At 74.0% G+C, this 24,279-nt stretch carries 23 protein-coding genes; 14 read left to right on the forward strand and 9 right to left on the reverse strand.

Going from position 1 to position 24,279, the window contains the following annotated elements; genetic code table 11:
- Window positions 1–105 precede the first annotated feature (105 nt).
- Window positions 106–3,636, forward strand: coding sequence for a DNA polymerase III subunit alpha (gene dnaE, locus H505_RS0136140; RefSeq protein WP_026405849.1), 3,531 nt, complete (start codon window positions 106–108; stop codon window positions 3,634–3,636).
- Window positions 3,637–3,721: 85 nt separating this feature from the next.
- Here dnaE and H505_RS0136145 read toward each other — a convergent pair whose 3' ends face one another.
- The gene (locus tag H505_RS0136145; protein WP_026405850.1) at window positions 3,722–4,423 is read right to left on the reverse strand and encodes a DUF6882 domain-containing protein; all 702 of its coding nucleotides are present in this window, start codon (window positions 4,421–4,423) and stop codon (window positions 3,722–3,724) included.
- A 128-nt stretch (window positions 4,424–4,551) separates the two neighbouring features.
- Here H505_RS0136145 and H505_RS50420 point away from each other — a divergent pair, with 128 nt between their 5' ends.
- Entirely contained in the window at window positions 4,552–5,154 is a 603-nt protein-coding gene (locus H505_RS50420) for a hypothetical protein (RefSeq protein WP_233617918.1), read from the forward strand.
- Here the strand turns inward: H505_RS50420 and ybaK are convergent.
- Window positions 5,038–5,544, reverse strand: a complete 507-nt coding sequence (gene ybaK / locus H505_RS48415) for a Cys-tRNA(Pro) deacylase (RefSeq protein WP_026405851.1) — start codon at window positions 5,542–5,544, stop codon at window positions 5,038–5,040. The genes H505_RS50420 and ybaK overlap by 117 nt on opposite strands.
- 75 nt (window positions 5,545–5,619) lie before the next feature.
- Entirely contained in the window at window positions 5,620–6,282 is a 663-nt protein-coding gene (locus H505_RS0136160; protein ID WP_026405852.1) for an LON peptidase substrate-binding domain-containing protein, read from the reverse strand.
- A 240-nt stretch (window positions 6,283–6,522) separates the two neighbouring features.
- Here H505_RS0136160 and hisD point away from each other — a divergent pair, with 240 nt between their 5' ends.
- The 8 genes from hisD to H505_RS46610 are packed head-to-tail and all read left to right on the forward strand — an operon-like array spanning window position 6,523 to window position 12,707.
- Window positions 6,523–7,830, forward strand: coding sequence for a histidinol dehydrogenase (gene hisD / locus H505_RS0136165; RefSeq protein ID WP_026405853.1), 1,308 nt, complete (start codon window positions 6,523–6,525; stop codon window positions 7,828–7,830).
- Window positions 7,827–8,915: a histidinol-phosphate transaminase gene (locus H505_RS0136170; protein WP_026405854.1), complete on the forward strand. Its 1,089-nt coding sequence runs from the start codon at window positions 7,827–7,829 to the stop codon at window positions 8,913–8,915. The genes hisD and H505_RS0136170 overlap by 4 nt, the downstream gene beginning before the upstream one ends.
- The gene (gene hisB, locus H505_RS0136175; protein WP_026405855.1) at window positions 8,912–9,505 is read left to right on the forward strand and encodes an imidazoleglycerol-phosphate dehydratase HisB; all 594 of its coding nucleotides are present in this window, start codon (window positions 8,912–8,914) and stop codon (window positions 9,503–9,505) included. Before H505_RS0136170 ends, hisB begins: the two co-directional genes overlap by 4 nt.
- A 2-nt stretch (window positions 9,506–9,507) precedes the next feature.
- Window positions 9,508–9,678, forward strand: coding sequence for a hypothetical protein (locus tag H505_RS50845; RefSeq protein WP_169528906.1), 171 nt, complete (start codon window positions 9,508–9,510; stop codon window positions 9,676–9,678).
- The gene (gene hisH, locus H505_RS0136185) at window positions 9,675–10,316 is read left to right on the forward strand and encodes an imidazole glycerol phosphate synthase subunit HisH (RefSeq protein ID WP_026405856.1); all 642 of its coding nucleotides are present in this window, start codon (window positions 9,675–9,677) and stop codon (window positions 10,314–10,316) included. The genes H505_RS50845 and hisH overlap by 4 nt, the downstream gene beginning before the upstream one ends.
- A gap of 42 nt (window positions 10,317–10,358) precedes the next feature.
- Window positions 10,359–11,078 (forward strand): bifunctional 1-(5-phosphoribosyl)-5-((5-phosphoribosylamino)methylideneamino)imidazole-4-carboxamide isomerase/phosphoribosylanthranilate isomerase PriA, encoded by a 720-nt coding sequence (gene priA, locus H505_RS0136190; RefSeq protein ID WP_026405857.1) that lies wholly within the window; start codon window positions 10,359–10,361, stop codon window positions 11,076–11,078.
- Complete coding sequence (hisF, locus tag H505_RS0136195) at window positions 11,075–11,836, forward strand: imidazole glycerol phosphate synthase subunit HisF (RefSeq protein ID WP_026405858.1); 762 nt, start codon at window positions 11,075–11,077, stop codon at window positions 11,834–11,836. Before priA ends, hisF begins: the two co-directional genes overlap by 4 nt.
- Window positions 11,837–11,861: 25 nt before the next feature.
- On the forward strand, window positions 11,862–12,707 hold the full coding sequence (locus tag H505_RS46610) for an ATP-grasp domain-containing protein (protein WP_034521371.1): 846 nt from the start codon (window positions 11,862–11,864) through the stop codon (window positions 12,705–12,707).
- On the opposite strand, the gene H505_RS0136205 is transcribed toward H505_RS46610, so the two are convergent.
- Window positions 12,708–14,453, reverse strand: a complete 1,746-nt coding sequence (locus H505_RS0136205) for a CocE/NonD family hydrolase (RefSeq protein ID WP_051301537.1) — start codon at window positions 14,451–14,453, stop codon at window positions 12,708–12,710.
- 273 nt (window positions 14,454–14,726) lie between these two features.
- Between H505_RS0136205 and H505_RS0136210 the strand changes: the two genes are divergently transcribed.
- On the forward strand, window positions 14,727–15,314 hold the full coding sequence (locus H505_RS0136210) for a hypothetical protein (protein ID WP_125619589.1): 588 nt from the start codon (window positions 14,727–14,729) through the stop codon (window positions 15,312–15,314).
- 48 nt (window positions 15,315–15,362) lie between these two features.
- On the opposite strand, the gene H505_RS0136215 is transcribed toward H505_RS0136210, so the two are convergent.
- Together H505_RS0136215 and H505_RS0136220 are read right to left on the reverse strand one after the other, a co-directional pair.
- Window positions 15,363–16,553, reverse strand: coding sequence for a winged helix DNA-binding domain-containing protein (locus H505_RS0136215; RefSeq protein WP_026405861.1), 1,191 nt, complete (start codon window positions 16,551–16,553; stop codon window positions 15,363–15,365).
- Between the two features lie 19 nt (window positions 16,554–16,572).
- A complete protein-coding gene (locus H505_RS0136220; RefSeq protein WP_026405862.1) occupies window positions 16,573–16,917 on the reverse strand; it encodes a hypothetical protein in 345 nt (114 codons plus the stop codon).
- A gap of 142 nt (window positions 16,918–17,059) precedes the next feature.
- On the opposite strand from H505_RS0136220, the gene H505_RS48420 reads away from it, so the two are divergent.
- The gene (locus H505_RS48420; protein WP_051301538.1) at window positions 17,060–17,686 is read left to right on the forward strand and encodes a phosphorylase family protein; all 627 of its coding nucleotides are present in this window, start codon (window positions 17,060–17,062) and stop codon (window positions 17,684–17,686) included.
- 90 nt (window positions 17,687–17,776) lie between these two features.
- Here H505_RS48420 and H505_RS0136230 read toward each other — a convergent pair whose 3' ends face one another.
- From H505_RS0136230 to H505_RS0136240, 3 genes are all read right to left on the reverse strand, one after another.
- A complete protein-coding gene (locus H505_RS0136230) occupies window positions 17,777–19,099 on the reverse strand; it encodes a hypothetical protein (protein ID WP_245592720.1) in 1,323 nt (440 codons plus the stop codon).
- A gap of 63 nt (window positions 19,100–19,162) precedes the next feature.
- Window positions 19,163–20,980 carry an ABC transporter ATP-binding protein gene (locus H505_RS0136235; RefSeq protein WP_026405865.1) on the reverse strand — a complete coding sequence of 606 codons (1,818 nt, stop codon included), beginning with the start codon at window positions 20,978–20,980 and terminating at the stop codon, window positions 19,163–19,165.
- Complete coding sequence (locus H505_RS0136240) at window positions 20,977–22,869, reverse strand: ABC transporter ATP-binding protein (RefSeq protein WP_051301539.1); 1,893 nt, start codon at window positions 22,867–22,869, stop codon at window positions 20,977–20,979. Before H505_RS0136240 ends, H505_RS0136235 begins: the two co-directional genes overlap by 4 nt.
- A 186-nt stretch (window positions 22,870–23,055) precedes the next feature.
- Here H505_RS0136240 and H505_RS0136245 point away from each other — a divergent pair, with 186 nt between their 5' ends.
- Window positions 23,056–23,757: a TIGR03085 family metal-binding protein gene (locus H505_RS0136245; protein ID WP_026405867.1), complete on the forward strand. Its 702-nt coding sequence runs from the start codon at window positions 23,056–23,058 to the stop codon at window positions 23,755–23,757.
- A 251-nt stretch (window positions 23,758–24,008) separates the two neighbouring features.
- A complete protein-coding gene (locus H505_RS0136250; RefSeq protein WP_026405868.1) occupies window positions 24,009–24,215 on the forward strand; it encodes a cold-shock protein in 207 nt (68 codons plus the stop codon).
- The last annotated feature ends 64 nt before the right edge of the window (window positions 24,216–24,279 follow it).

Below are 24,279 nucleotides of genomic sequence, written 5' to 3' on the forward strand. Positions count from 1 at the left end.
CGGAGCTCCCGTCCGGGCCGGCGATCTTCCCCCGGGACCGACGGCGACACCGCGTGCCGACCGCACGCGGGCGGTCGCATGCCACGAGCAGGAGGTGCGCCAGGCATGGCCGACTCTTTCGTCCATCTGCACGTTCACACCGAGTACTCCATGCTGGACGGGGCCGCCCGGTTGAAGCAGATGTTCGAAGAGGTCGGGCGGCAGAAGATGCCCGCGATCGCGATGACCGACCACGGCAACATGCACGGGGCCTTCGACTTCCACAAGCAGGCCACCGCCGCGGGCGTCACCCCGATCATCGGCATCGAGGCGTACATGGCGCCCGAGTCGCGGTTCCACAAGAAGAAGGTCCAGTGGGGCGAGCCGAGCCAGAAGCGCGACGACGTCTCCGGCGGCGGCCTGATCAACCACATGACGCTGTGGGCGCGCAACAAGGCGGGCCTGCACAACCTGTTCAAGCTGTCGAGCCGGGCCTACACCGAGGGCTTCGTCTTCAAGTACGCCCGGATGGACGAGGAGCTGCTCGCCGAGCACGCCGACGGGGTGATGGCCACGACCGGCTGCCCGTCCGGCAAGATCCAGACGCGGCTGCGGCTCGGGCAGTTCGACGAGGCGCTGAAGGCGGCCGCCACGTTCCAGGACATCCTCGGCAAGGAGAACTACTTCCTGGAGCTGATGGACCACGGGCTCGACATCGAGCGCAACGTCCGGCAGGGCCTGCTCGACATCGGCAAGAAGCTGAACATCCCGCCGGTCGTGACGAACGACTCGCACTACACCCACGAGTCCGAGGCGACGGCGCACGACGCGCTCCTGTGCGTCCAGGTCGGCAAGCAGCTCGCCGACCCCGACCGGTTCCGGTTCAACGGCAGCGGCTACTACCTGAAGACGGCGGACGAGATGCGCGGCATCGACTCCTCGGACGCCTGGCAGGAGGGCTGCCGCAACACCCTGCTGATCGCGGAGCGGGTCGAGCCGGAGGGCATGTTCGAGTACCACGACCTCATGCCGCGGTTCCCCGTCCCCGAGGGCGAGACCGAGGAGACGTGGTTCCGCAAGGAGGTCTGGAAGGGCCTGGAGCGGCGCTTCCCGGAGGGGATCCCCGAGGAGTACACGAAGCAGGCCGAGTACGAGATGGGCGTCATCCTCGGCAAGGGGTACCCGTCCTACTTCCTCGTCGTCGCCGACTTCATCATGTGGGCCAAGGAGAACGGCATCCTGGTCGGCCCCGGGCGGGGCAGCGCCGCCGGCTCGCTCATCGCGTACGCGATGGGCATCACCGACCTCGACCCGCTCCCGCACGGCCTGATCTTCGAGCGGTTCCTGAACCCCGAGCGCGCGTCCATGCCCGACATCGACATCGACTTCCCTGAAGACCGGCGGGCCGAGGTCATCAAGTACACGACGGAGAAGTGGGGCGCCGACAAGGTCTCCTTCATCGCCACCTTCGGCACCATCAAGGCGAAGGCCGCCATCAAGGACGCCGGCCGCGTCCTCGGCTTCCCCTACGCCCTCGGCGACCGCATCTCCAAGGCGTTCCCGCCCGCGGTCATGGGCAAGGACATCCCCCTGTCGGGCATCTTCGACGAGAAGCACCCCCGGTACGGCGAGGCGGGCGAGCTCCGCAAGCTGTACGAGGAGGAGAACGACGTCAAGCAGATCATGGACCTGGCGCAGGGCCTGGAGGGACTGATCCGGCAGACCGGCGTGCACGCCGCCGGGATCATCATGTCCGGTGAGACGATCACCGACCACGTCCCGATCATGCGCCGGGACGCCGACGGCGCGATCATCACGCAGTTCGACTACCCGACCTGCGAGACGCTCGGCCTGCTGAAGATGGACTTCCTGGGCCTGCGGAACCTGACGATCATCGACGACGCGCTGCAGGGGATCAGGAAGAACAAGGGCACCGAGGTCGACCTGCTCGCGCTGCCGCTGACCGACCAGCCCACCTACGACCTCCTCGCCCGCGGCGACACCCTCGGGGTGTTCCAGTTCGACGGCGGGCCGATGCGGGCGCTGCTGCGGCTGATGAAGCCCGACAACTTCGAGGACATCTCCGCCGTAGGCGCCCTGTACCGGCCCGGCCCGATGGGCGCCAACTCCCACACCAACTACGCGCTCCGCAAGAACGGCCAGCAGGAGATCACCCCGATCCATCCCGAGCTGGAGGAGCCGCTCAAGGACATCCTCGGCACGACCTACGGCCTGATCGTGTACCAGGAGCAGGTCATGGCGATCGCGCAGAAGGTGGCGGGGTACTCGCTCGGCAAGGCGGACCTGCTGCGCCGCGTCATGGGCAAGAAGAAGAAGGCCGAGCTGGACGCGCAGTTCGAGGGCTTCGAGGCCGGGATGATCGAGCGCGGCTACTCCAAGGAGGCCGTCAAGACGCTGTGGGACATCCTCGTCCCGTTCTCCGACTACGCGTTCAACAAGGCGCACTCCGCCGCGTACGGGCTGGTCTCCTACTGGACGGCCTACCTGAAGGCGAACTACCCCGCCGAGTACATGGCGGCGCTGCTGACGTCCGTCGGCGACGACAAGGACAAGAGCGCCCTGTACCTGAGCGAGTGCCGCCGCATGGGGCTGAAGGTGCTGCCGCCGGACGTCAACACCTCCGAGGCCGACTTCACCCCGCTCGGGGACACCGAGATCCGGTTCGGGCTGTCGGCGGTCCGCAACGTCGGGACGAACGTCGTCGAGGGCATCGTCGCGGCGCGCCGGGAGAAGGGCGCCTACACCGACTTCAACGACTTCCTCAACAAGGTCCCGCCGATCGTGTGCAACAAGCGGGTCGTGGAGTCGCTGATCAAGGCGGGCGCGTTCGACGAGCTCGGCCACGAGCGCAAGGCCCTGCTGATGGTGCACGAGCAGGCCATCGACTCGGTCATCGACATCAAGCGCAAGGAGGCCATCGGGCAGGACTCCCTGTTCGGGGCCCTGGAGGACGAGAGCGGCGAGGACGCGTTCGCCGTCGCGATCCCCGAGGACGAGGAGTGGGACAAGACGACCCTCCTCGCGTTCGAGCGGGAGATGCTCGGCCTGTACGTCTCCGACCATCCGCTGCTCGGCGTCGAGCACATCCTGGAGCGCGAGGCCGACTGCGCCATCGCGTCCCTCAACGAGGGGGAGCGGCCCGACGGCCAGATCGTCGTCGTGGCGGGGCTGCTGTCGGGCCTGCAGCGCAAGGTCACCAAGCAGGGCAACTCGTGGGCGATGTTCCAGCTGGAGGACCTCGCCGGCTCGATCGAGGTGCTGTGCTTCCCGTCGGCGTACCAGCTGTGCTCCACGCTGCTCGCCGAGGACGCGATCCTGATCGTCAAGGGCAAGCTGGACCGCCGCGAGGACGTCGCGAAGATCATCGCGATGGAGGTCACCCAGCCCGACCTGACGGTCACCGACGCGATCGGGCCGCTGTCGGTCAGCCTGCCGCTCAACCGCTGCACGCCGCCGACCGTGTCGCGCCTCAAGGAGGTGCTGACCACCCACCCCGGTTCCGCCGAGGTGCACCTGCACCTGCAGAACGGCCCCCGCACGACGGTCGTCCGGCTCGACGACCGGCTCCGCGTGTCGCCGTCCCCCGCGCTGATGGGCGATCTGAAGCAGCTCCTCGGCCCGTCCTGCCTCGGCTGACCGCCCAGGGCCCGGCGTGCGGGACGCCGGGCCCGGCGGGAACCGGGTGGCGGGGCCCGCTGCGTCGGGGAGGCCGGGGCCCGGGTCAGCCGCCGAGGCCGGCCGGGCTCAGCTCGGACCGCCAGTCGAGGAACCGGCCGAGGCCGTCGAAGTGGACGCGGGCGCGGGCGCCGGGCGCCAGCACCTCGGTCTCCATGTCGGTCTGCCGGTACCCGACGCGGTGCTCGGCGAGGAACCCGGCGAGGGTGAGCCGCGGCTCGTGCGGGAACAGGCCGGTGGCGTCCTTGAGCAGCCGCGGCACGGTGACCGGGTCGAAGGACGTGGCGGGCACCCGGGGGTCGTCGACGTGCAGGTACGCCGAGCCGCCGTCGTAGCCCGCGTTGATGTAGCCGCCGCCGCGCAGCACGCCGCCCGCGGCCATCGCGATCAGCTCGCCGCCGTGCCCGGCCGTGCCCTCGTACCAGGACAGGTCCACCTCGGGGGTGGTGAACTCGGTGATGCCCAGCCGTTCGCCGACCGTCCGGACGACCAGCGTCGGGGCGACCGCGGGGTGCTCGTCGCCGAACTGCGGGTTCGCCCACCCCCACAGCCAGGTGCGCTCGCGGACGGCGTAGCTGCCGAGCAGCGAGACCCGGACCGTGACGCCGCCGCTGGTGTAGGTGCGGGCGGTGAGGTCGGCGCTCCAGTCCTCGCGGGGCAGGAATTCCGCGAGCGCCTCCTGCCGCTGCAGGACGACGGCCGCCAGGGCGGCGCCGAGGCGTTCGAACGCGGGACTGAATCCGGACATGTCGGGCACACTATCCCAGTGGTCGAGGCGGGTGCGGGCGTCGCGAGACCGCCCTTGCATTGTCGATCGGTTGACCACGGCAGGCTAGTCTTTCGCCGACAGCGGAGTCTCGGATGGGAGCGGGCGAGGTGCGCGGACCGACCGGTAGACGCGTGGCGGCCGGGCTGGTCACGACCCTGATCATGGCGGTGCTCGGGCCCCTCGCGGGGCTGCTGTGGGCGGCGACCGCGCCCGAGGTGACATATGTCATCTTCCGCGGCGACACCTACCTCGCCGACCCCGAGAGCCAGGCGCCGATCGGCACCGACCTGCGGTTCGCGCTGATCGTCCTGGCGGCGGGCGCGCTCTGCGGCGGCGCCGCCTACCTGGCGGGGGGCCGCGGCAACGACATCGCGCTGCTGCTCGGCCTGGCCGCGGGCGGCGTCCTCGCCGGGCTGCTCGCCTGGCGGACCGGCCACATGATCGGCCTGGACGAGTTCCGCGCCGCGGTGCGCGCCGCCGCCGACCGGGAGCGGGTCGCCGGCGTCGCCGAGCTGCGCGCCCGGGGACTGCTGGTGTGCTGGCCCGTCGCCGCGGTCGGCGCCTACGGCGTCCTCGAACTGGCCGTGCGGCGGCTACCCGCGCGCGACGGCCGCGACCCGGGCGCCGGTGAGGCGGACGAGGTCGGCGGGGCGCAGCTCGATCTGGAGTCCGCGCCGACCGGCGGAGACGTAGACCGTCGGGAGGGCTGAGGCCGACGCGTCCAGCACCGTCGGCAGCCGCCGGCGCTGCCCGAGCGGGCTGATCCCGCCGACGACGTACCCGGTGGCGCGCTCGGCGTCGCGCGGGTCGGCCATCTTCGCCCGCTTGCCGCCGGCGGCCGCGGCCAGCGCCTTGAGGTCCAGGCTGCCCGAGACCGGGACGACGGCGACGGTGAGGTTTCCGTCCACCTCGGCCAGCAGGGTCTTGAAGATGCGGTCGTGCGGGATCCCCAGCGCGTCGGCGGCGGCCGCCCCGTAGGACTCGGCGTCGGGGTCGGGCTCGTAGGGGTGCAGGGTGTGCTCGATCTTCGCCTTCGCGGCGGCGACGGTGGCCGGCGTCCCGCCGCCTCCCTGCTTCCCGCCGGACTTCGTCTTGCCCATGGGCCGAGTCTCTCGCACCCGTCCACCGGTTTTCCGCGTGCGGGGCCGCGCGGCGGCGCCGGCCGCGGCGGCGCGTCAGTTCGGGTGGAACGAGCCGTCCAGGAACTGGCCGGCCGGGAGGGTCGGCAGCGACGCCAGGATGCGGTTCTCCCGCAGCAGCAGGTCGCGCTCGGCGCGCAGCCGCAGCGCCGCGTCCTCGCACTCCAGGACGCGCTGCTTCTCGTGGCCGTCCAGGATCAGCGAGGACGCGATGAGGTACGACAGCCGCACGGGGTCGGCGGGCAGCTCGACCTCCTCGGCGGGTCCGGCGCCCGCGGTGCGCAGCCGCTCCAGGTACCGGCCGAACAGCCAGCGGACGTGCCGCGCGGCGGGCGCCGGGTCGGTCCCGGGCTCCTCGGGGAGGAACTCGACCTCGCCCTGCAGGTAGGGGCGCGACCGGTCCAGCTCCTTGAGCCGGAACCGGCGGGTGCCGACGGCCACGACGTCGTACCGCCCGTCCGGGTGCCGCGTCGTGTCGTGGATCTCGGCGAAGCACCCCACCCCGGACAGCCGGCGCGCCGCGTCGTTGCCGACCTCGTGCCCCAGCTCGATGTTGACCACGCCGAACCCGCGCGGTTCGGGCGCCTCCAGGAGGTCGGCGACGAGGCGGCGGTAGCGTTCCTCGAAGAGGTGCAGCGGCAGGACCAGGCCCGGGAACAGCACGGTGCCCAGGGGGAAGAGGGCGATCCGCTCCGTCACGCTGTGTCTCCTGTGCTCGCGGGGGGCGCCCGCCGGTGTGGACGCACTCCACAGCAGCCTACGTCCCCGCCGATGATCTTGGTAAGCATCGGTTTTTCAGATTGTGAAGCGGGAGTCACCCCGGCGGGCGCGCGACGGGACGGCGCGGCGGGACGGCCCCGGCGTGGCGTGCGTCTCTCGTGCGTCTCGGCACGTGAGACGGGGCGCGAGGGGGCGGGCGCACTCCGTAGACTGGGCGGCGTGATTTCCCGTATCGACCTGCGCGGCCCGCTGCCCGGCGAGCTGCGCTCCGTGCTGCCCCGTGCCGAACTCGACGTCGAGGCCGCCCTGGACAAGGTGCGGCCCATCTGCGACGACGTCCGCCATCGCGGGTCCGCGGCGGTCCGGGAGCACACGAAGACCTTCGACGGGGTCGAGCTGGAGAGCACCCGCGTCCCGGTCGCCGAGATCCACCGGGCCCTCGCCGAGCTCGACCCGAAGGTCCGCGACGCCCTCGAGGAGAGCATCCGCCGCGCCCGCATCGTGCACCGGGCGCAGCGCCGCACCGACGTCACCACGCAGGTCGTGCCGGGCGGCACCGTCACCGAGCGGTGGATCCCCGTCGGCCGCGTCGGGCTGTACGTCCCGGGCGGCCGCGCCGTGTACCCGTCGAGCGTCGTCATGAACGTCGTCCCCGCGCAGGAGGCGGGCGTCGGGTCGCTCGCCGTCACCTCGCCCCCGCAGGCCGAGTTCGGCGGGCGGCCCCACCCGGCGATCCTCGCGGCGTGCGCGCTGCTCGGCGTCGAGGAGGTGTACGCGGCGGGCGGCGCCCAGGCGATCGCGATGTTCGCCTACGGCACCGACGAGTGCCCGAGCGCCGACCTCGTCACCGGGCCCGGCAACGTGTACGTCGCCGCCGCGAAGCGGCTGCTCAAGGGCGTGATCGGCATCGACGCCGAGGCGGGCCCGACCGAGATCGCGGTCCTCGCCGACGGCACCGCCGACCCGGTGGCCGTCGCCGCCGACCTGATCAGCCAGGCCGAGCACGACGTGCTCGCCGCCGCCGTCCTCGTCACCGACGCGCCCGAACTGGCGGACGCGGTCGAGACCGAGCTGAAGGCGCAGGTCGCGCGGACGAAGCACGTCGAGCGGATCACCGAGGCCCTCGCGGGCCGCCAGTCCGGCATCGTCCTGGTCGACGACGTCGAGGCCGGGCTGAAGGTCGTGGACGCCTACGCCGCCGAGCACCTGGAGATCCACACCGCCGACGCGGCCGCCGTCGCCGCGCGCGTCCGCAACGCCGGGGCGATCTTCATCGGGCGGCACGCGCCGGTGTCGCTCGGCGACTACCTCGCCGGGTCCAACCACGTGCTGCCCACCGGCGGGGGCGCCTGCCACTCCTCCGGCCTGTCCGTGCAGGCGTTCCTGCGCGGCGTCCACGTCGTCGAGTACGACCGCGACGCGCTCGCCGCCGCCACCGGCCGGGTCGTCGCGCTCGCCGAGGCCGAGGACCTGCCCGCGCACGGCGCCGCGCTCAAGGCCCGCTTCGACTGGGAGATCCCGTCGTGACCGACCTGTCCGACCTGCCGCTGCGGGACGACCTGCGCGGCCGGAAGCCCTACGGCGCCCCGCAACTGGACGTCCCGTACGCGCTGAACACCAACGAGAACCCGTACCCGCCGTCCGAGGCGCTGGTGAAGGCGCTCGGCGAGGCCGTGGCGGACGTCGCCGGCACCCTCAACCGCTACCCCGACCGCGACGCGGTCGCGCTCCGCGCCGACCTCGCGGCGTTCCTCGACGCCGACACGCCCGGCGCCGGGATCACCGGCCGCCGGGTGTGGGCGGCGAACGGCTCCAACGAGATCATCCAGCAGATCCTGCAGGCGTTCGGCGGCCCCGGCCGCACCGCGCTCGGGTTCGAGCCGTCCTACTCGATGCACCCGATCATCACCGCGGTGTCCGGCACCCGGTGGGTCGACGCCGCCCGCGACACCGACTTCGGCCTCGACCCGGCCCGCGCCGTCGCCGCCGTCGAGGAGCACCGCCCCGACGTGGTGTTCCTGACGTCGCCGAACAACCCGACCGGCACGTCGCTGCCGCCGGAGACGATCGAGGCCGTGCTGGACGCCGCGCCCGGCATGGTCGTGGTCGACGAGGCGTACGCCGAGTTCCGCCGCGCCGGCACCCCGTCCGCGCTGACGCTGCTGGACGGACGGCCCCGCCTGATCGTCACCCGCACGATGTCCAAGGCGTTCGCGATGGCGGGCACCCGCCTCGGCTACCTCGCCGCCGACCCGGCCGTCATCGACGCGCTGCTGCTGGTGCGGCTCCCGTACCACCTGTCGGCCGTCACGCAGGCCGTCGCCCGCACCGCCCTGGCGTACGGCGGCGAACTGCTCGGCACCGTCGACGCGCTGCGCCGCGAGCGCGACGACCTCGTCGCGTGGCTGCGCGGCGAGGGCCTCGCGGTCGCCGATTCCGACGCCAACTTCGTCCTGTTCGGCCACTTCCCGGACCGGCGCCGGGTCTGGGAGGGCCTGCTCGAGCGGGGCGTGCTGATCCGCGAGGTCGGGCCGCCCGAATGGCTGCGGGTCAGCGTGGGCACCCCCGACGAGATGGCGGCGTTCCGCACCGCACTGAAGGAGAGTCTGTGACGCGCAAGGGCAGAGTCGAGCGCGGGACCAAGGAGACCCAGGTCCTCGTCGAGATCGACCTCGACGGGACCGGCCGGGTCGACGTGGCCACCGGCGTGGGGTTCTTCGACCACATGCTGGCGCAGCTCGGCAAGCACGGGTCGTTCGACCTCACCGTCAAGACGACCGGCGACCTGCACATCGACAGCCACCACACGATCGAGGACACCGCGATCGCGCTCGGCCAGGCGTTCCGCGAGGCGCTCGGCGACAAGGCCGGCATCCGCCGGTTCGCCGACGCGTCCATCCCGCTGGACGAGGCGCTCGCCCAGGTCACCGTGGACGTCTCGGGCCGCCCGTACCTCGTGCACGTCGAGCCGGACGGCATGGCCCCGATGATCGGCCCCGAGTACGACACCACGATGACCCGGCACGTGTTCGAGTCGTTCGTGTCGAACGCCCGGGTGGCGATGCACGTCCACGTCCCGTACGGGCGCAACGCCCACCACATCGTGGAGGCCCAGTTCAAGGCCCTCGCCCGGGCGCTGCGCGACGCGGTCGCGTTCGACCCGAAGGTGCACGGCGTGCCGTCCACGAAGGGGGCCCTGTAACCGTGGAGATCGGCGGCCTGGAGTTCACCTACGCCAACGTCGCGATCTTCGCGGTGGCGGTGTTCCTGCTGGCCGGGGTGTACAGCTTCGTCAAGCAGGGCCTCAAGATCGCCGCGGTGATCGTGTTCGTGCTGGCCGCGATGGCGTTCGCCGGGGGAGTGATGTGGCTGTGAGCCGCCCCGAGATCGTCGTCCTCGACTACGGGTCGGGGAACCTGCGGTCCGCCGAACGGGCCGTGGCCCGCGCGGGCGCGTCCGTCACCGTCACCGCCGACCGGGACGCCGCGCTGGACGCGGACGGCTTGGTCGTGCCGGGCGTCGGCGCGTTCGCCGCCTGCATGGCCGGGCTGAAGTCCGTGCACGGCGACCAGATCATCGGCCGCCGGCTCGCCGGGGGGCGGCCCGTGCTCGGCATCTGCGTCGGCATGCAGATCCTTTTCTCCAAGGGCATCGAGCACGGCGTCGCCACCGAGGGCTGCGACGAGTGGCCCGGCACCGTCGACCGGCTCGACGCGCCGGTCGTCCCGCACATGGGCTGGAACACCGTGGACGTCCCCGCGGGCTCCGCCCTGTTCCGCGGCATCGAGGACGCGCGGTTCTACTTCGTCCACTCCTACGCGGCGCGCCGCTGGGAGCTGGAGCCCGACCCGACCGGACGCATCGCGCCGCCGCTCGTCACGTGGGCCGAGCACGGCGACCGGTTCGTCGCCGCCGTGGAGAACGGCCCGCTGTGCGCCGCGCAGTTCCACCCGGAGAAGTCCGGCGACGCGGGCGCGGAACTGCTGCGCAACTGGCTGTCCACCCTTTCCTGAACACGTCCGCCGATAGGTTTTCCGCATGACTGGGGTTCCCGCATGACTCTGACGCTCCTTCCCGCCGTCGACGTCGCCGACGGACAGGCCGTGCGCCTCGTCCAGGGCGAGGCCGGCACCGAGACCTCCTACGGCGCCCCGCTGGAGGCCGCCCTGGCCTGGCAGGAGGCGGGAGCGGAGTGGATCCATCTGGTCGACCTGGACGCCGCGTTCGGCCGCGGCTCCAACCGGGAGCTGCTCGCCGAGGTCACCGGCAAGCTCGACGTGAAGGTGGAGCTGTCCGGCGGCATCCGCGACGACGCGTCCCTGGAGGCGGCGCTCGCGACCGGCTGCGCCCGCGTCAACATCGGCACCGCCGCGCTGGAGAACCCCGACTGGTGCCGCAAGATCATCGCGTCGCACGGCGACCGCATCGCCGTCGGCCTGGACGTGCGCGGCACCACCCTCGCCGCCCGCGGCTGGACCCGGGAGGGCGGCGACCTGTGGGAGGTCCTCGCCCGCCTCGAGGACGACGGCTGCCCCCGCTACGTCGTCACCGACGTCACCAAGGACGGCACCCTGCGCGGCCCGAACACCGACCTGCTGCGCGACGTGTGCGCCCGCACCGACAAGCCCGTCGTCGCGTCCGGCGGCGTCTCCTCCCTGGACGACCTGCGCGCCATCGCCGCGCTCGTCCCGGACGGCGTCGAGGGCGCGATCGTCGGCAAGGCGCTGTACGCCGGGGCGTTCACCCTCGAGGAGGCCCTGGAGGCCGTCAAGTGACCGTCGCCGTCCGCGTCATCCCCTGCCTGGACGTCGACGCCGGGCGCGTCGTCAAGGGCGTCAACTTCCAGAACCTGCGGGACGCGGGCGACCCGGTCGAGCTCGCGCACCGCTACGACGCCGAGGGCGCCGACGAGCTGACGTTCCTCGACATCACCGCGTCCAGCGCCGACCGCTCCACCACCTACGACGTCGTCCGCCGCACCGCCGAGCAGGTGTTCATCCCGCTGACGGTCGGCGGCGGCGTCCGCACCGTCGACGACGTCGACCGGCTGCTGCGCGCGGGCGCCGACAAGGTGTCGGTGAACACCGCCGCGATCGCCCGCCCCGAGTTCCTGCGGGAGGCGGCGCACCGGTTCGGCTCCCAGTGCGTCGTGCTGTCGGTGGACGCGCGCCGCGCGCCCGGCACGCCGTCCGGGTTCGAGGTGACCACCCACGGCGGGCGCAAGGGCACCGGCATCGACGCGGTCGAGTGGGCCCGCCGCGGCGCCGAGCTGGGCGTCGGCGAGATCCTGCTGAACTCGATGGACGCCGACGGCACCAAGAACGGCTTCGACCTGGAGATGCTCGCCCGCGTCCGGGAGACCGTCGCGATCCCGGTGATCGCCAGCGGCGGCGCCGGCGCGGTCGGGCACTTCGCCCCCGCCGTCGAGGCCGGCGCCGACGCCGTCCTCGCCGCGAGCGTCTTCCACTTCGGCGATCTGAAGATCTCCGAGGTCAAGGACGCCCTGAGCACCGCCGGACACCCCGTCCGCTGACCCGGAGGACCCCGGAGAACCCCCCATGCGCGTCGCCCTCGCCACCTGCTCCTTCCTGCCCGACGGCAACGACGACGTCCGCGCCCTCGCCGCGGCCCTCGACGGCCTCGGCGTGCGCGCCGAGCCCGCCGTCTGGGACGCCGACACCGACTGGTCCCGGTACGACCTCGTCGTCGTCCGCACCACCTGGGACTACACGCACCGCGCGGACGAGTTCCTCGCGTGGGCCGACGGGCTCCCGCGTATCCTCAACCCCGCGTCCGTGCTGCGCTGGAACACCGACAAGCGGTACCTGCGCGACCTGGCCGACGCGGGCGTCCCGGTCGTCCCGACCCGCTGGGACCCCGACGACGTCCCGTCCGACTGGCCCGAGTACGTGGTCAAGCCCGCGGTGTCGGCGGGGTCCCGCGACACGGCCCGGTGGAGCACCGCCGAGGCCGGGGCCGCCCGCGCGCACCTGCGCGGGCTCCGCGACGCGGGCCGCACCGTCATGGTGCAGCCGTACCTGTCCGGCATCGACACCGCGGGGGAGAAGGCGCTGGTCTTCCTCGACGGCGAGTACAGCCACGCCGCCCGCAAGGCCCCGATCCTCGCCCCCGGCGCGGGCGTGCAGGGCCTCGTCGTCCCCGGCGACGGCCGCGGCGCCGTCACCGGAGCCGTCGCGACCGCGGCCGAGCTGGACGTCGCGCGCCGCGCCCTCGCCGCCGTCCCGGGCGCCCCCGACCTGCTCTACGCGCGGGTGGACCTCGTCCCCGGGCCGGACGGCGCGCCGGTCGTCCTCGAACTGGAGCTGGCCGAGCCCAACCTGTTCCTGGCGCACGGCGACGACGCGGTGGGGGTCCTGGCGAAGGCGATGCTGGCGCGGCTCTGATCAGGTCCCGTCGCGGATGAGCCGCTCCTCGGCCTCCGGGTCGGGGTCGGCGCACTCCGGGGACGCCTCGACGACCGGCAGCAGGATCGCCGAGGGGTGGTCGGGGTCGTGGAAGACCTCCTGGTGTGCGGCGACCATCGCGCGGGCGGTGACGAGCGGCTCGCCGGTGCCCGGGTTCGCCGCGACCTTCGGGTGGGCGCCGCTCGCCACGTGCACCCGGACGCGGTGGCCGCGGCGGAACCGATGGCCGGTCGGCCACAGGTCGACCGCGATGCGGCGGATCCCGTGGGTGCCGACGGGCTTCTCGGCGGCGGCCGGGAGCCGCAGGCCGCCCTCGCACACGTTGCGGGACGCGCCGTCCGGTCCCACGTCGCAGAGCCGGACGACGAAGTCGGTGTGCGCGCGGTCGGACCGGACGAACAGGTCGGCGGCGAGCGGCCCGATGACGTCCAGGTCCCGGTCGAGGACGGGCGAGGTGAACACGAGCACGTCGTGCCGCCGCTCCAGCGGCCGGTTGTCGACGGGCCGGGAGCTGCCGAGCAGCGTGGGGCCGCCGAGCGCCGGGGTGGGGTGCTCGGGGTCGAACCGGTAGGCGCTCGGCCGGGAGCGGCGCGGGCCGTCGGGGCCGAGCCCGCCGCCGGGGTGCAGGTGCCAGCGCTCCTGCCGCATCCCGGGCGGCGGCCAGTCGCGGTAGTCGCGCCACTCGCGGGCGCCCGTCACGTACACCCGGACGGGGGCGGGGCGCAGGCCGGACGGGTCGCCGAGCAGGTGCGCGCGGAACCAGGCGAGCGACTCCCGCAGCGACACGATCCCGTGCCGGGGGTCGGTGTGCCACCAGGGGCCGATCGTGAGGTAGGGCCGGTGCCCCGCGGCCCGCAGCGCCAGGTAGTCGCGGATCTCCCACGGCAGGAACACGTCGAACCAGCCGCCGAGCAGGTGCACCGGCGCCGCCACCTCGCCGACGGTGCCGCTGAAGTCGCGGGTGTCCCAGTAGCCGTTGTCGGCGCCCTGCGCGGCGAGGAGGTCCTGGTAGAAGCGCATCACCTCGCCGCCGGTGAGCACGTCCAGCTCCGACAGCGGACGGCCCGACGCGGCGGCCCGCGCCACCCTGCGGCGCGCGAGCAGCGGGCCGGTCAGCAGGCCGAGCGGCTGCTGCTGCTGGTGCGTCAGGTTCGTCCAGGTCAGCGTGGACTCCAGCGCGAACGACCCGCCCACGTAGGCGGCGTCCCGGAACGAGGACGCCGTGACCTGCAGCGACATCGCCTTCAGCTCGGGTCCGGCCTCGGCCGCGGTCGCCCACGCGGTGTACCCGAGGTAGCTGGCGCCGTAGGTCGCGAACGACCCGTTGAACCACGGCTGCCGCTTCAGCCACTCGACGGTGGCGAGCCCGTCGTCGCGTTCGCTGCCGAGCGGGTCGAACTCACCGCCCGAACCGAACGTCCCGCGCGCGCTCTGCGCGACGAGCTGGAACCCGAACGGGACGAACAGCAGCCCGTTCGCCAGCGCGGCCGGGCCGCGCCGCCCGTACGGGGTGCGCACGAGGATCGTGGGCGGCGGTTCCTTCGCCGCGGCCGGGATGTACCGGTCGGCGAGCAGGGTCACGCCGTCCCGCATCGGGACGGGGATGTCGCGCTCGACGGTGTAGCGGGGCAGTCCGGGCGGCCGGGGCAGCCCGGGCGGGCGCGGGAGCCCGGGCGGGCGGGGGATCCGGATCGGCGGAGTGGGCAGTCGGTCCCACGGGGCCATGTTCCCTCCCCTGTCCTGGCCGTTATGTGCTTTCACGACCATACGTAACCGTTCATGCCGCGCCGAATCCCCGCCGTCACACCGGTCACGGCCGTCCGGCGGGCACCAGGGGCCCCGGCGGAACCCGTTCCGAACCGCGTTCGGGACAGGTGGCGGGTGCCGGGGCGGCCCCCCGTCTGGTGGACGGGCCCTCCGGATGAGATCGTGGACGGGACCGATCCTGATCAGGGGGAACAGCAGGGGGACGCCATGTGGCCAGGGGCGAATCTGCCGATGGGAACGCCGCCCGTGGGGGCGGCCGGCTCGGCCGGGCCGCCGCCGCCCATCCGGCCCGCCGCGGGCTGGTACGCGCTGCCGATCGCCTTCGGCGTCCTGGCCGTGCTGGTCTTCTTCGGCGCGTTCGCGCTGCTGTGGACGGACTCGGAGGTCGCCGACGGGCCCTCGTCGGAAGGCCCCGAGTCGGGCGTGACGCTCCGCCTGGAAGAGGGGTACGGCTACTTCGTCTACGTGCGGGCCGGCGCTTCGGAGCCGCAGTCCTGCGCCGTCGTGGCGGGGGAGCGGACGATCCCGGTCCGGCTGACCACGGAGCACTCCTGGGTGGCGTCGGACGTCGAGAACTACGCGTACGCGGCGACGTTCACCTCGCCGGTCACCGGGCAGGCGCAGGTGGCGTGCCAGGGGACGGGCGGCTGGATCCGGGTGCAGCCGGACGACGCGTCCCTGCTGTACCTCGGTTTGGCGTTCTTCCTGTCGCTGGGGTTCGTGGTCGTCGCCCTCGCGTCGCTGCCGGTGATCATGCTGCGGCGCAGCGCGGCCCGGCGCCGCGCCGCCGCCGTGACCGGCCCGCCCTACCCGTACTGACGCCCGCGTACCGGCGCCCGCGCGAGGGCGCGCGCCGCGGCCGGCGGGTCAGGAGCAGAGTTCGCGTTCGAGGGGCGTGCGGAACCTCGGGACCGCGCGGACGTCGCCGTACCAGGCGGCGATCCGCTCGGCCTCCCGCTCGGCGGCCGCGCGCGCCTCGGCGCCCGCGTCCTCGAGGAAGCGCAGCGCGATCTCGCCGTCCGGCCGCTGCGCCCAGCCGCCGACGACGCAGCCGTCCCACCAGACCGTCGGGCCGATGTTGCCGTTGCGGTCGAACAGCGCGGGACGGTGCTCGCCGAGGAACCAGTCGCGGTCCTGCCAGCCCATCGGAGTGGGGTCGAGGGCGGGCAGCAGCGCCGCCCACGGTTCGGGGGCCCCGACCGGCTCCAGGTCGTCGGCGAGGACGATCCCGGTGGTGCCGCCGAGGTCGACCTCGGTGGTGTCGAGCGGCGCGAGCGCCTTCTTCACCTGCGCGGCCGTCCAGCCGGTCCACCACTTGAGGTCGGAGACGGGCGCGGGCCCGAACGCCCGCAGCCACCGCTCGACCAGTCCGGTGCGGGCGTCGTCGGCGGGCATCGGCGCGATGCCGCCCGGCAGCCACGCCTCGACGGGCGCCCACCGGTACTGGCTGCTGGTCCACGACCCGTTCGGGCGCCCCCGCACGATGCGGCCCGCGCAGCCGAGGACGACCAGCACCCACGTGGTGATGCCGGTGGGTCTGGAGTAGGACTTGCCGGGCGCCGGGTCCACCCGGGTGCGCAGCAGCGGCTCGTCCGCGCTGAGCTGCGCGCCGGTCGCCTCGCCGCGCGCCAGCAGCGCCCGGTGCGCGGCCTCCTCGACCTCGGCGAACCACGCGGGGACGTCGGTGAGCCCCGGGTCCCGGTCGAGGAGGCCCTTCTCGATCATGCGGGCGTAGGTGGCGCGCTGCTTGACCGCGAGCGCGTCGGCCGTGGACGCCTGCAGGACGGGCACCAGCTCGGTGGGGGCGACGAACATCGTCCGCCGCATCGCCAGCATCCGCAGCAGCGTCCGGTCGTCGTAGAGGGCGCGCTCGACCGCCGCCGGGTCCGCCCGCACGCTGCGCGCCGCGACGGACAGGAACACCGTCGCCGGGTCGGTGGCGTGCAGGACGACCAGGGAGCGGGCGATGTCCGGGACGTCGTCGGTCCTGGACATCGCGGCCAGCCTGTGCCGTCGCCCGAGCCGGGCGCGCCGCTCCGCGACGCTCATCGAACGCATGTACGAGAGTGTAGTCCGGTCAGGGGTTCGCGGTGATCTCGACGACGACCTTGTCCTGCGTCACCGACTTCACCGAGACGTCGAAGCCCTCGGCCTCCTCGCCCTGCTCGCCGTCGCCGACCGGGAGGGTGATGTTGTTGCCCTCGATGGCGAGGGTGACGGTCTCGCCCTGGACGCTGACGAGTTCGGCGTCCACGCCGAGGATCGACGCGCTCGCCTCGACGCCCCGGTCGAAGGTCACGGTGCAGGAGTTCACGCCGCAGTCGGTCTCGGCGTTCGTCGCGCTGCACGCGGCGACCGCGCCGAAGGGCAGCAGGAGAACGGGGAGGATGGCCAGCTTCCGCCGGGCAAGCGAGTTGGTCATGGAGGGAGTCTAAGAGGGCGGGCCCCGGCCGGTCGCCCTCCGGGAGGCTGAACTTCGCGATGCGAAAGTAGTACCGGACGGTGACGCTCGCCGGGCGCGCCCCGGCTGGAACGGCGGGCACCGCCGTGATCTTCTGGAACGTGTGCGGGAGGACGCCGCCGCGCCCGGCGGGCTCGTCGTCTGCGCCGCGCTGCGCCTGGAGGCCCGCGCGGTGCGGCGCGGCCTCGCCCGCGCGCCCGTCGTGGTCGTCGGCTACCGGGCCCGCCGCGGGCCGCCCGCGTCCGGCGGGGTCCTCGCGGTGGTGGGGTTCGGCGGCGCGCTGGACGCGCGGCTGCGCCCCGGGGACGTCCTGGTCGCGGACGAGGTCCGGGGCGCCGGGCCGCCGGTGCCGTGCCCGCGGCCGCAGGCCCTCGCGGACGCCCTGGCGGAGGAACTGGCGGACGCCCTGGCCGGCGGCCCGGCGGGGGAGCGGGCCCGGGCGGGGGCCGGGGTGCTGGTCGGCCCGCTGCTGACCTCCCCGGACGTCGTCGGCGGCGCCGGACGGGCCCGGCTGGCCGCGCGGGGCGCCCGCGCCGTCGACATGGAGACGGCGGTGCTCGCCGCGGCGGCGCCGGGCCGCCCCATCGCGGCCGTCCGGGTCATCGTGGACGGGCCGCGCCGGCCGCTGTGGAGCCCGGGCACGCTCGTCCGGGGCGCGGCCGCCTGGCGGACCCTGGCGCGCATCGGCCCGGCCCTGGAGCGCTGGGCGGCGGCACCGGACGGCCCGTAGCGCGTCGGCCGGGCACCGGACGGCGCGCGAGCACGGCGCGCGAGCACGGGGCGGGGGGCCGGGAAGGCGGGAACCGGCGGGACGCGGGGGTCAGCCGACCGCGCGGGCGGCCGCGGCGGCCCGCACCTCGGGTTCCTCTGCCACGTCGTGATGCAGGCGTTGCAGGCGCAGGCGCGTGTCCCGGGTCAGCGGCGCGGACCGCGCGGCCTCCTCGCGGACGTCCGACTCGCAGTCCCACAGCCCCTCGACGGCGTAGGACTCGGCGGTGTGCGGCGCGGTGCGGGCGAGCGCGGCCAGCAGGCGCGGCCGCAGGTAGGCGTAGGTGGATTCGGTCCAGGCGTCCTTCAGCAGCGGGACGGCCTCGCCGGCGCGCAGCCGCCCGAGGCCCTCGACGGGACTCGCCGCCCCGCCCCATTCGCGTTTCTCGACCGTCTCCCGTAGCTCGTCCATCAGCAGGGGGATGTCCTGCCGGGTTCCGTGGCGCGCGAGGATCCGCAGCCCCACGTCCTCGCACCCGCCCTTCGCGGCGGCCCACGCGCGCGCCCGCGGCAGCGTCTCCGGCCCGTACTGCGACAGCGCCCGGCACACCGCGGCGCCGAACCGGCCCGGACGCTCCGGCAGCATCTCCTCGGCGAGGTCGAGCAGCGCGAGCGTCCGCCGCCGCCCCAGCTCGAAGATCGCCGCAATCGTGCCGGGCCCGCGCCGCCGGGCCGCCTCGAGCAGCTCGGCCTCGGTGCGGGCCGCCGGGTCCGGCGCGTCGTCGGCCGGGCCCCGCGCCCCGCCCGCCGGCGCCGGCCGCAGCGGCGGGCCGGCCGCCCGCGCCCGCGCCCGCAGCAGCGCCCGGTTGCGGGCCCGCTCGCGGCTGCGCCCCAGCGCGTCGGCGATCCGCGGCTGCCGCGCCGCCCACGCGTCGATCACCGGGTTCTGCTCCGCCGGCACCAGCTGCTCGAGGTCGCCGTCGTCGCAGCGGGCCGCGACGACCTCGTCCAGCCCGAGCGTCAGCGCGGGGTCGCCCAGCTCGATCAGCTCCACCAGCGCGTCGAACCAGTGCGCGCCCTCCTCGGCGTACCGCCGCAGCGGCGCGGCGGCCTCCCGCCGGCTCAACCGCACCAGGTCCGACAGCACCTGCAACGCGAGCTGGACCCGCCACGGGTCCTCGTCGACATGGTCGGACGGATGGAACAGATGCTCGGCCACCGGCCCCGCCGGAAGCTCCAGATCCACCAGCAACCGGGCGTAGTACAGGCCCCGCGACTCGCATTGCGGGTCCCACCGGGGATCCCTGCGGATGCAGTCGTAGACGTACTCGCCCGAACCGGGCCTGTCCGCCGCGCGGCGCGCGGCCCTGCCGAGTCCTCGCTGCAGCTGTCCGTGCAGCGTCCTCGCCGATTCCATCACGACCTCATTGCTCACCTCAGCAGAATGCGCACTGGACCAGATAACGGGCAAGTGCTTTACCGCAGGTAGTCATGTCCGTCACAGCGCGCGCTGCGCCGCCCAGGACGCGTGCAGGTCGGCGTAGACGCCCGGCCGGGCCACCAGCTCCGCGTGCGGCCCGCGCTGCACGATCCGTCCCGCCTCGAACACGATGACCTCGTCGGCCGCCTCCGCCGTGGACAGCCGGTGCGCGATCGAGATCGCCGTGCGGCCGCGCGTCACGCCGTCCAGGGCGCGCTGGATCCGCACCTCCGTCGCCGGGTCGACCGCCGACGTCGCCTCGTCCAGCACCAGCAGGTCCGGGTCGGCGATGTAGGCGCGGGCCAGCGCGACGAGCTGCCGCTCGCCCGCCGACAGCGACTCGCCGCGCTGCCCGACGGGCGTCTCCAGGCCCTTCGGGAGCCCGTCGAGCCAGTCGGCCAGCCCCAGCTCCGCCACCGCGCGCGCCAGGTCGTCGTCCGTCGCGTCCGGACGCCCGTACCGGATGTTGTCGGCGAGCGACGCGTCGAACAGGAAGCCGTCCTGCGGCACCATCACGATCCGCTCCCGCAGCGACGAGAACCGCACCCGGTCCAGCGGCACCCCGTCCACCAGCACCCGCCCGGACGCCGGGTCCATCAGCCGGGTGAGGAGCTTCGCGAACGTCGTCTTGCCCGACCCGGTCTGCCCGACGACCGCGACGCGGCTGCGCGGCGCGATCGTCGCGTCCACCTCGTGCAGGACGGGCGGCCCGCCGGGGTACGCGAACCCCACGGACTCGAACCGCACCTCGATCGGGCCGCGCGGCAGCGTCTCGCCGTCCTCGCCCGGGTCCGCCACGTCCGGGGCGACGTCGAGCACGCCCAGCACCCGCCGCCACCCGGCGATCGCGTTCTGCGCCTGGTTGAACACCTCGGTCGCGGTCTGCATCGGGCTGACGAACAGCGTCACCAGGAACAGGAACGCCACCAGCTCCCCGGCCGTCAGGTCCCCGGCGACGCCCAGCAGCACCCCGGCCACCACGACCGCCGCCGTCGCGACCGCCGCGACCAGCTCGCTCACCGGGAACGTCAGCGCCACCATCGCCTGCGCCCGCGTCTGCGCGACGCGGTGCGCGTCCACCGTCTCCTCCACGCGCCGCCCGGTGCGCTCCTCCACCGCGTGCGCGCGGATGACCGGCGCGCCCACCACCGACTCGCTCACCGCCGCCAGCAGGTCGCCCATCCGCTCCCGCACCCGCATGTACGCCGCGGAGATGACCCGCTGGAAGCGGCGCAGCGCGAACGCCAGCGGCAGGAACGCCAGCCACACCAGCAGCGCGAGCTGCCACGAGTACACCAGCATCAGGACGCTCGCCACGACCAGCTGCCCGATCGAGACGATGAACATCAGCCCGCCCGACTGCATGAACTGGCTGATCTGGTCGACGTCGCCCGTCACCCGCGACACCAGCGACCCGCGGCGCTCCCCGCTCTGGGTGAGCATCGACAGGTCGTGCACGTGCCGGAACGCCTTCACGCGCAGCGTCGCCAGGCCGCCCTCGGACGTCCTGTACAGCCGCACGTTCATCAGGTACGACGCCACCGCCGTCACCAGCACCGCCACCGCGCACACCAGCACGGCCGTGCGGATGAACCCGATGTCCGGGCCGCCCGGGCCGCCGAGGCCCTTGTCGAGCGTCTGCTGGACGGCGATCGGCACCACCACGCGCCCCGCCGTGGACACCAGCGCCAGCAGCAGCGTCACGGTCAGGCCAGCCGTGAACTCCGGGCTGAGCCGCAGCCCGCGCCGCAGCGTGCTGAGCGCGCCCTCGTCGGTCGCGTCGTCGAGGCCCCGCGGGGCCCCGGCCGCCCTCTCGGGGGTGTTCAGAACCGTCATGCCAGGGCCTCCTCGCCGCCCTCGACGGCGGTGCCGTCCAGGCCCGGCCGCTCGCCTTCGGTCTCGTCGTAGGCGTTCACCAGGTCGCGGTAGCCCTCGGACGTCTCCAGCAGCTCGGCGTGCGCGCCGCGGGCCGTCACCCGGCCGTGCTCCAGGAAGACGACCTCGTCGGCCAGCGCGATCGTCGCCTTGCGGTACGCGACGACGACCACGCTCGAGCCGCCCCCGGCGCCCTCGCCGTCCGCGCCGTGCTCGCGCAGGTTCCGCAGGATGCGCGCCTCGACCTGCGGGTCGACCGCCGACGTCGCGTCGTCCATCACTAGCAGCCGGGGCCGCCGGATCAGCGCGCGCGCCAGCACCAGCCGCTGCCGCTGCCCGCCCGACAGCGTCGCGCCCCGCTCCCCGACCCGCGTGTCGAGGCCGTCGGGCAGCGCCGCCACGAACCCGTCGGCCTGCGCGAGCCGCAGCGCCTCCCAGACCCGCTCGTCCGGCGCGTCCAGCCCGAGCGTCACGTTGCCGCGGACGGTGTCGTCGAACAGGAACGTCTGCTGCGGGACGAGCGCGACCGTCTCGGCGACGCCGCCGCGCCGCACGTCCCGCAGGTCCACGCCGTCCAGCAGGACCGAGCCGTCCGCCGGGTCCACCAGCCGGACGAGCAGCGACGTCAGCGTCGACTTCCCGGACCCGGTCGGCCCCACCACCGCGACGGTGCGGCCCGGCCGGACCGCGAACGACACGTCGTGCAGGACGTGTCGCGGCCCGTTCCCGCTCCCGTTTCCGTTCCCGTTCGCGCCGCCGTCGGCGGGGCCGCTCCCGTTCTCGCCCAGGTCGGCGTGCTCGTCGGTCTCGTACGCGAACCGGACGCCCCGGACCTCCATCGCCGCGGCCGCCGCGCCGGCCCCGCCCGGCGCCTGGTCCCCGTACGGCAGCGACCCGCTCGCGTCCAGCACGCCCCGGACCCGCTCCCAGCCGACGACGCTGCGCGGCACCTCCGCCAGCACCCAGCCGAGCGCCCGGATCGGCCACGACAGCAGCGTGAACAGGTACGCCACGTGCACCAGGTCGCCCGCGGTCATCGCGCCCGCCTCCAGCCGCAGCGACCCGATCAGCAGGACGGCCAGCACGCCCAGGTTCGGCAGCGCCTCCAGCACGGGGTCGAACAGGCCGCGCAGCCGCCCGACGGCGACGTTGGCGTCCCGCAGCTCGCCGGCGGCCGCCGCGAACCGCTCCGTCTCGGCGGCCTCCCGGCCGAGGGTCTTGACCACCAGGCCGCCCTCGAAGCTCTCGTGCGCGACCTCGCTGACCTCGGCGCGCAGCCGCTGCGCGTGCGTCGCCACCGGCGCCAGGCGGCGCTGGTACAGCACGTTGACCAGCGCGATCGCCGGGAAGACCAGGAACCCGACGGCGGCGACCGCGACGTCGGTGAGCAGGATCGACACCGCCGAGATCAGCAGCATGAACACCACGCCGACCGCCATCGGCAGCGGCGCGATCGGCGCCCACGCCGCCTCCACGTCGGCGTTGGCGTTCGACAGGAGCTGCCCCGTCGGGTGCCGGTGGTGCCAGGCCAGCGGCAGCCGCAGGTACTGGCGGGTCACCTCGCGCCGGTACTTCGCCTGCATCCGGTACTGCATCAGCCCCGCGTAGAAGCGGCGCCCGGCCACGCCCAGGGCCTTGAGCGCCGCCACCCCGACGATCGCCGCCGAGGCGGCCGCGAGCGCCCCCGCGGCGGCCCGCCCCTCCTCGAACGCGGGCAGGACGACGTCCTGGGTCACGGTGCCGAGCACCTCGGCCGTCGCCACGGTCATCGCCGCGTACAGGGCGCTGGCGAGCACCGACACCGCGAACACCCGCGGCTCCGCCCGCACGGCGACCCACAGCACGCGCATCCCCTCCCGGAGGACGGACGGGCTGACACGTCTGGACGCAGGCGACACGGCGACTCCTCGATCACGGCGGGCGCCCGGGGATACGCCCCCGCGTGCGGACGGCGGGGGGCTGCGGGCCCGGATATTCCCTACCATGGCGGTACGCCCGTTATTCCCGACCTGTCCGGCGGGGCCTACGATCATCCAATGCGAAGCACCGCGCACGAAGGGCCCGCCCGCCGCGAGCGGCGGCTGCTGGCCGACGCGCTGGCCGCGGCCGGGCCCGGGGCCCCGACCCTCTGCGAGGGCTGGGACGCGCGGGACCTCGCCGCGCACCTGGTCGTCCGGGAGGGGCGCCCGGACGCCGCGGCCGGAATACTGCTTCCCCCGCTGTCCTTCTACGAGGAGCGCGTGCGGAGCCGGGCGGCGGACGTCCCGTTCGACCGGCTCGTCGACCGATTCCGGCACGGTCCGCCGAAGTACTCCCCGTTCGCGCTTCCCGGCATGGAGGAAAACGCCAACGCCGTCGAGTTCTTTGTCCACCATGAGGACGTCCGGCGGGCCGGGGAGGGCGCGGAGCCCCGCGAGATCTCGCCCGATCTCGAGAGAGTCCTCTGGCGACGGATAAGAATTGCCCGCTTTGTCCTAAGAAATGTTCACGTGGAGGTAACGTTCGTGCGGCCCGACGGGCAGGCCGCACGCGTCTCCCGCGGGCCCCGCGGAGCGCGCGCCGGCGCCCCGGGAGCCCCCGGCGGCGCCGCCGGCGCGGGCTCCCGCGGAGTCCGCGTGCACGGCCCGGTCGGCGAACTCGTCCTATGGGCGCTCGGCCGCCGCGACGCCGCCGACGTGCGCCTCGAAGGCGATACGGACTCTGTCAAGACCCTGACCGAGACCGGTTGGAGTCTTTAACGGGCAGGTAACGGCAAGGTTCGCCGAGAGGAGAAACACAGGGCTTGCGGCTCCTCCGCTTTACGCGGAAGCGGTGATACGGTGGGGCGGTCGGTTGCAGTCGTGGTTCTCGATCGTTTGTCAGACGCCCGCGGACTGATGGCAGCGGGCGTTTTGGCTTTTCCGGGACCGTACCGGGGGCGAGGGCGTACCGCAGCGACCGCGCCGGGCCCGCGAGGTGTGGGCCCATGTTTTGCCGCAAGGAGAAAGACATGCCCCAGCAGGGCACCGTGAAGTGGTTCAACGCCGAGAAGGGCTTCGGCTTCATCGCCGTCGACGGCGGCGGGCCGGACGTCTTCGTGCACTACTCGGCGATCCAGACCTCCGGGTACCGCACTCTGGACGAGAACCAGCGCGTCCAGTTCGAGGTGACGCAGGGTAACCGGGGTCCGCAGGCCGACCAGGTCGTCCCCCTGTAACACCCGAAGTCGTACGTCTGGGCCCGTCGCCCCGCTCCCGGGGACGGCGGGTCCTTTCGTGTCC

This window comes from Actinomadura rifamycini DSM 43936 (assembly GCF_000425065.1).
In the GTDB taxonomy this organism is placed as follows: Bacteria; Actinomycetota; Actinomycetes; order Streptosporangiales; family Streptosporangiaceae; genus Spirillospora; species Spirillospora rifamycini.

Bases quoted from the DNA above. Each gene is read 5' to 3' on its own strand.
- dnaE (WP_026405849.1), top strand. From the start codon at position 106: ATGGCCGACTCTTTCGTCCATCTGCACGTTCACACCGAGTACTCCATG.
- H505_RS0136145 (WP_026405850.1), bottom strand. From the start codon at position 4,423: ATGTCCGGATTCAGTCCCGCGTTCGAACGCCTCGGCGCCGCCCTGGCG.
- ybaK (WP_026405851.1), bottom strand. From the start codon at position 5,544: ATGGGCAAGACGAAGTCCGGCGGGAAGCAGGGAGGCGGCGGGACGCCG.
- priA (WP_026405857.1), top strand. From the start codon at position 10,359: ATGACTCTGACGCTCCTTCCCGCCGTCGACGTCGCCGACGGACAGGCC.
- H505_RS46610 (WP_034521371.1), top strand. From the start codon at position 11,862: ATGCGCGTCGCCCTCGCCACCTGCTCCTTCCTGCCCGACGGCAACGAC.
- H505_RS0136205 (WP_051301537.1), bottom strand. From the start codon at position 14,453: ATGGCCCCGTGGGACCGACTGCCCACTCCGCCGATCCGGATCCCCCGC.
- H505_RS0136210 (WP_125619589.1), top strand. From the start codon at position 14,727: ATGGGAACGCCGCCCGTGGGGGCGGCCGGCTCGGCCGGGCCGCCGCCG.
- H505_RS0136215 (WP_026405861.1), bottom strand. From the start codon at position 16,553: ATGCGTTCGATGAGCGTCGCGGAGCGGCGCGCCCGGCTCGGGCGACGG.
- H505_RS0136220 (WP_026405862.1), bottom strand. From the start codon at position 16,917: ATGACCAACTCGCTTGCCCGGCGGAAGCTGGCCATCCTCCCCGTTCTC.
- H505_RS0136235 (WP_026405865.1), bottom strand. From the start codon at position 20,980: ATGACGGTTCTGAACACCCCCGAGAGGGCGGCCGGGGCCCCGCGGGGC.
- H505_RS0136240 (WP_051301539.1), bottom strand. From the start codon at position 22,869: ATGCGCGTGCTGTGGGTCGCCGTGCGGGCGGAGCCGCGGGTGTTCGCG.
- H505_RS0136245 (WP_026405867.1), top strand. From the start codon at position 23,056: ATGCGAAGCACCGCGCACGAAGGGCCCGCCCGCCGCGAGCGGCGGCTG.
- H505_RS0136250 (WP_026405868.1), top strand. From the start codon at position 24,009: ATGCCCCAGCAGGGCACCGTGAAGTGGTTCAACGCCGAGAAGGGCTTC.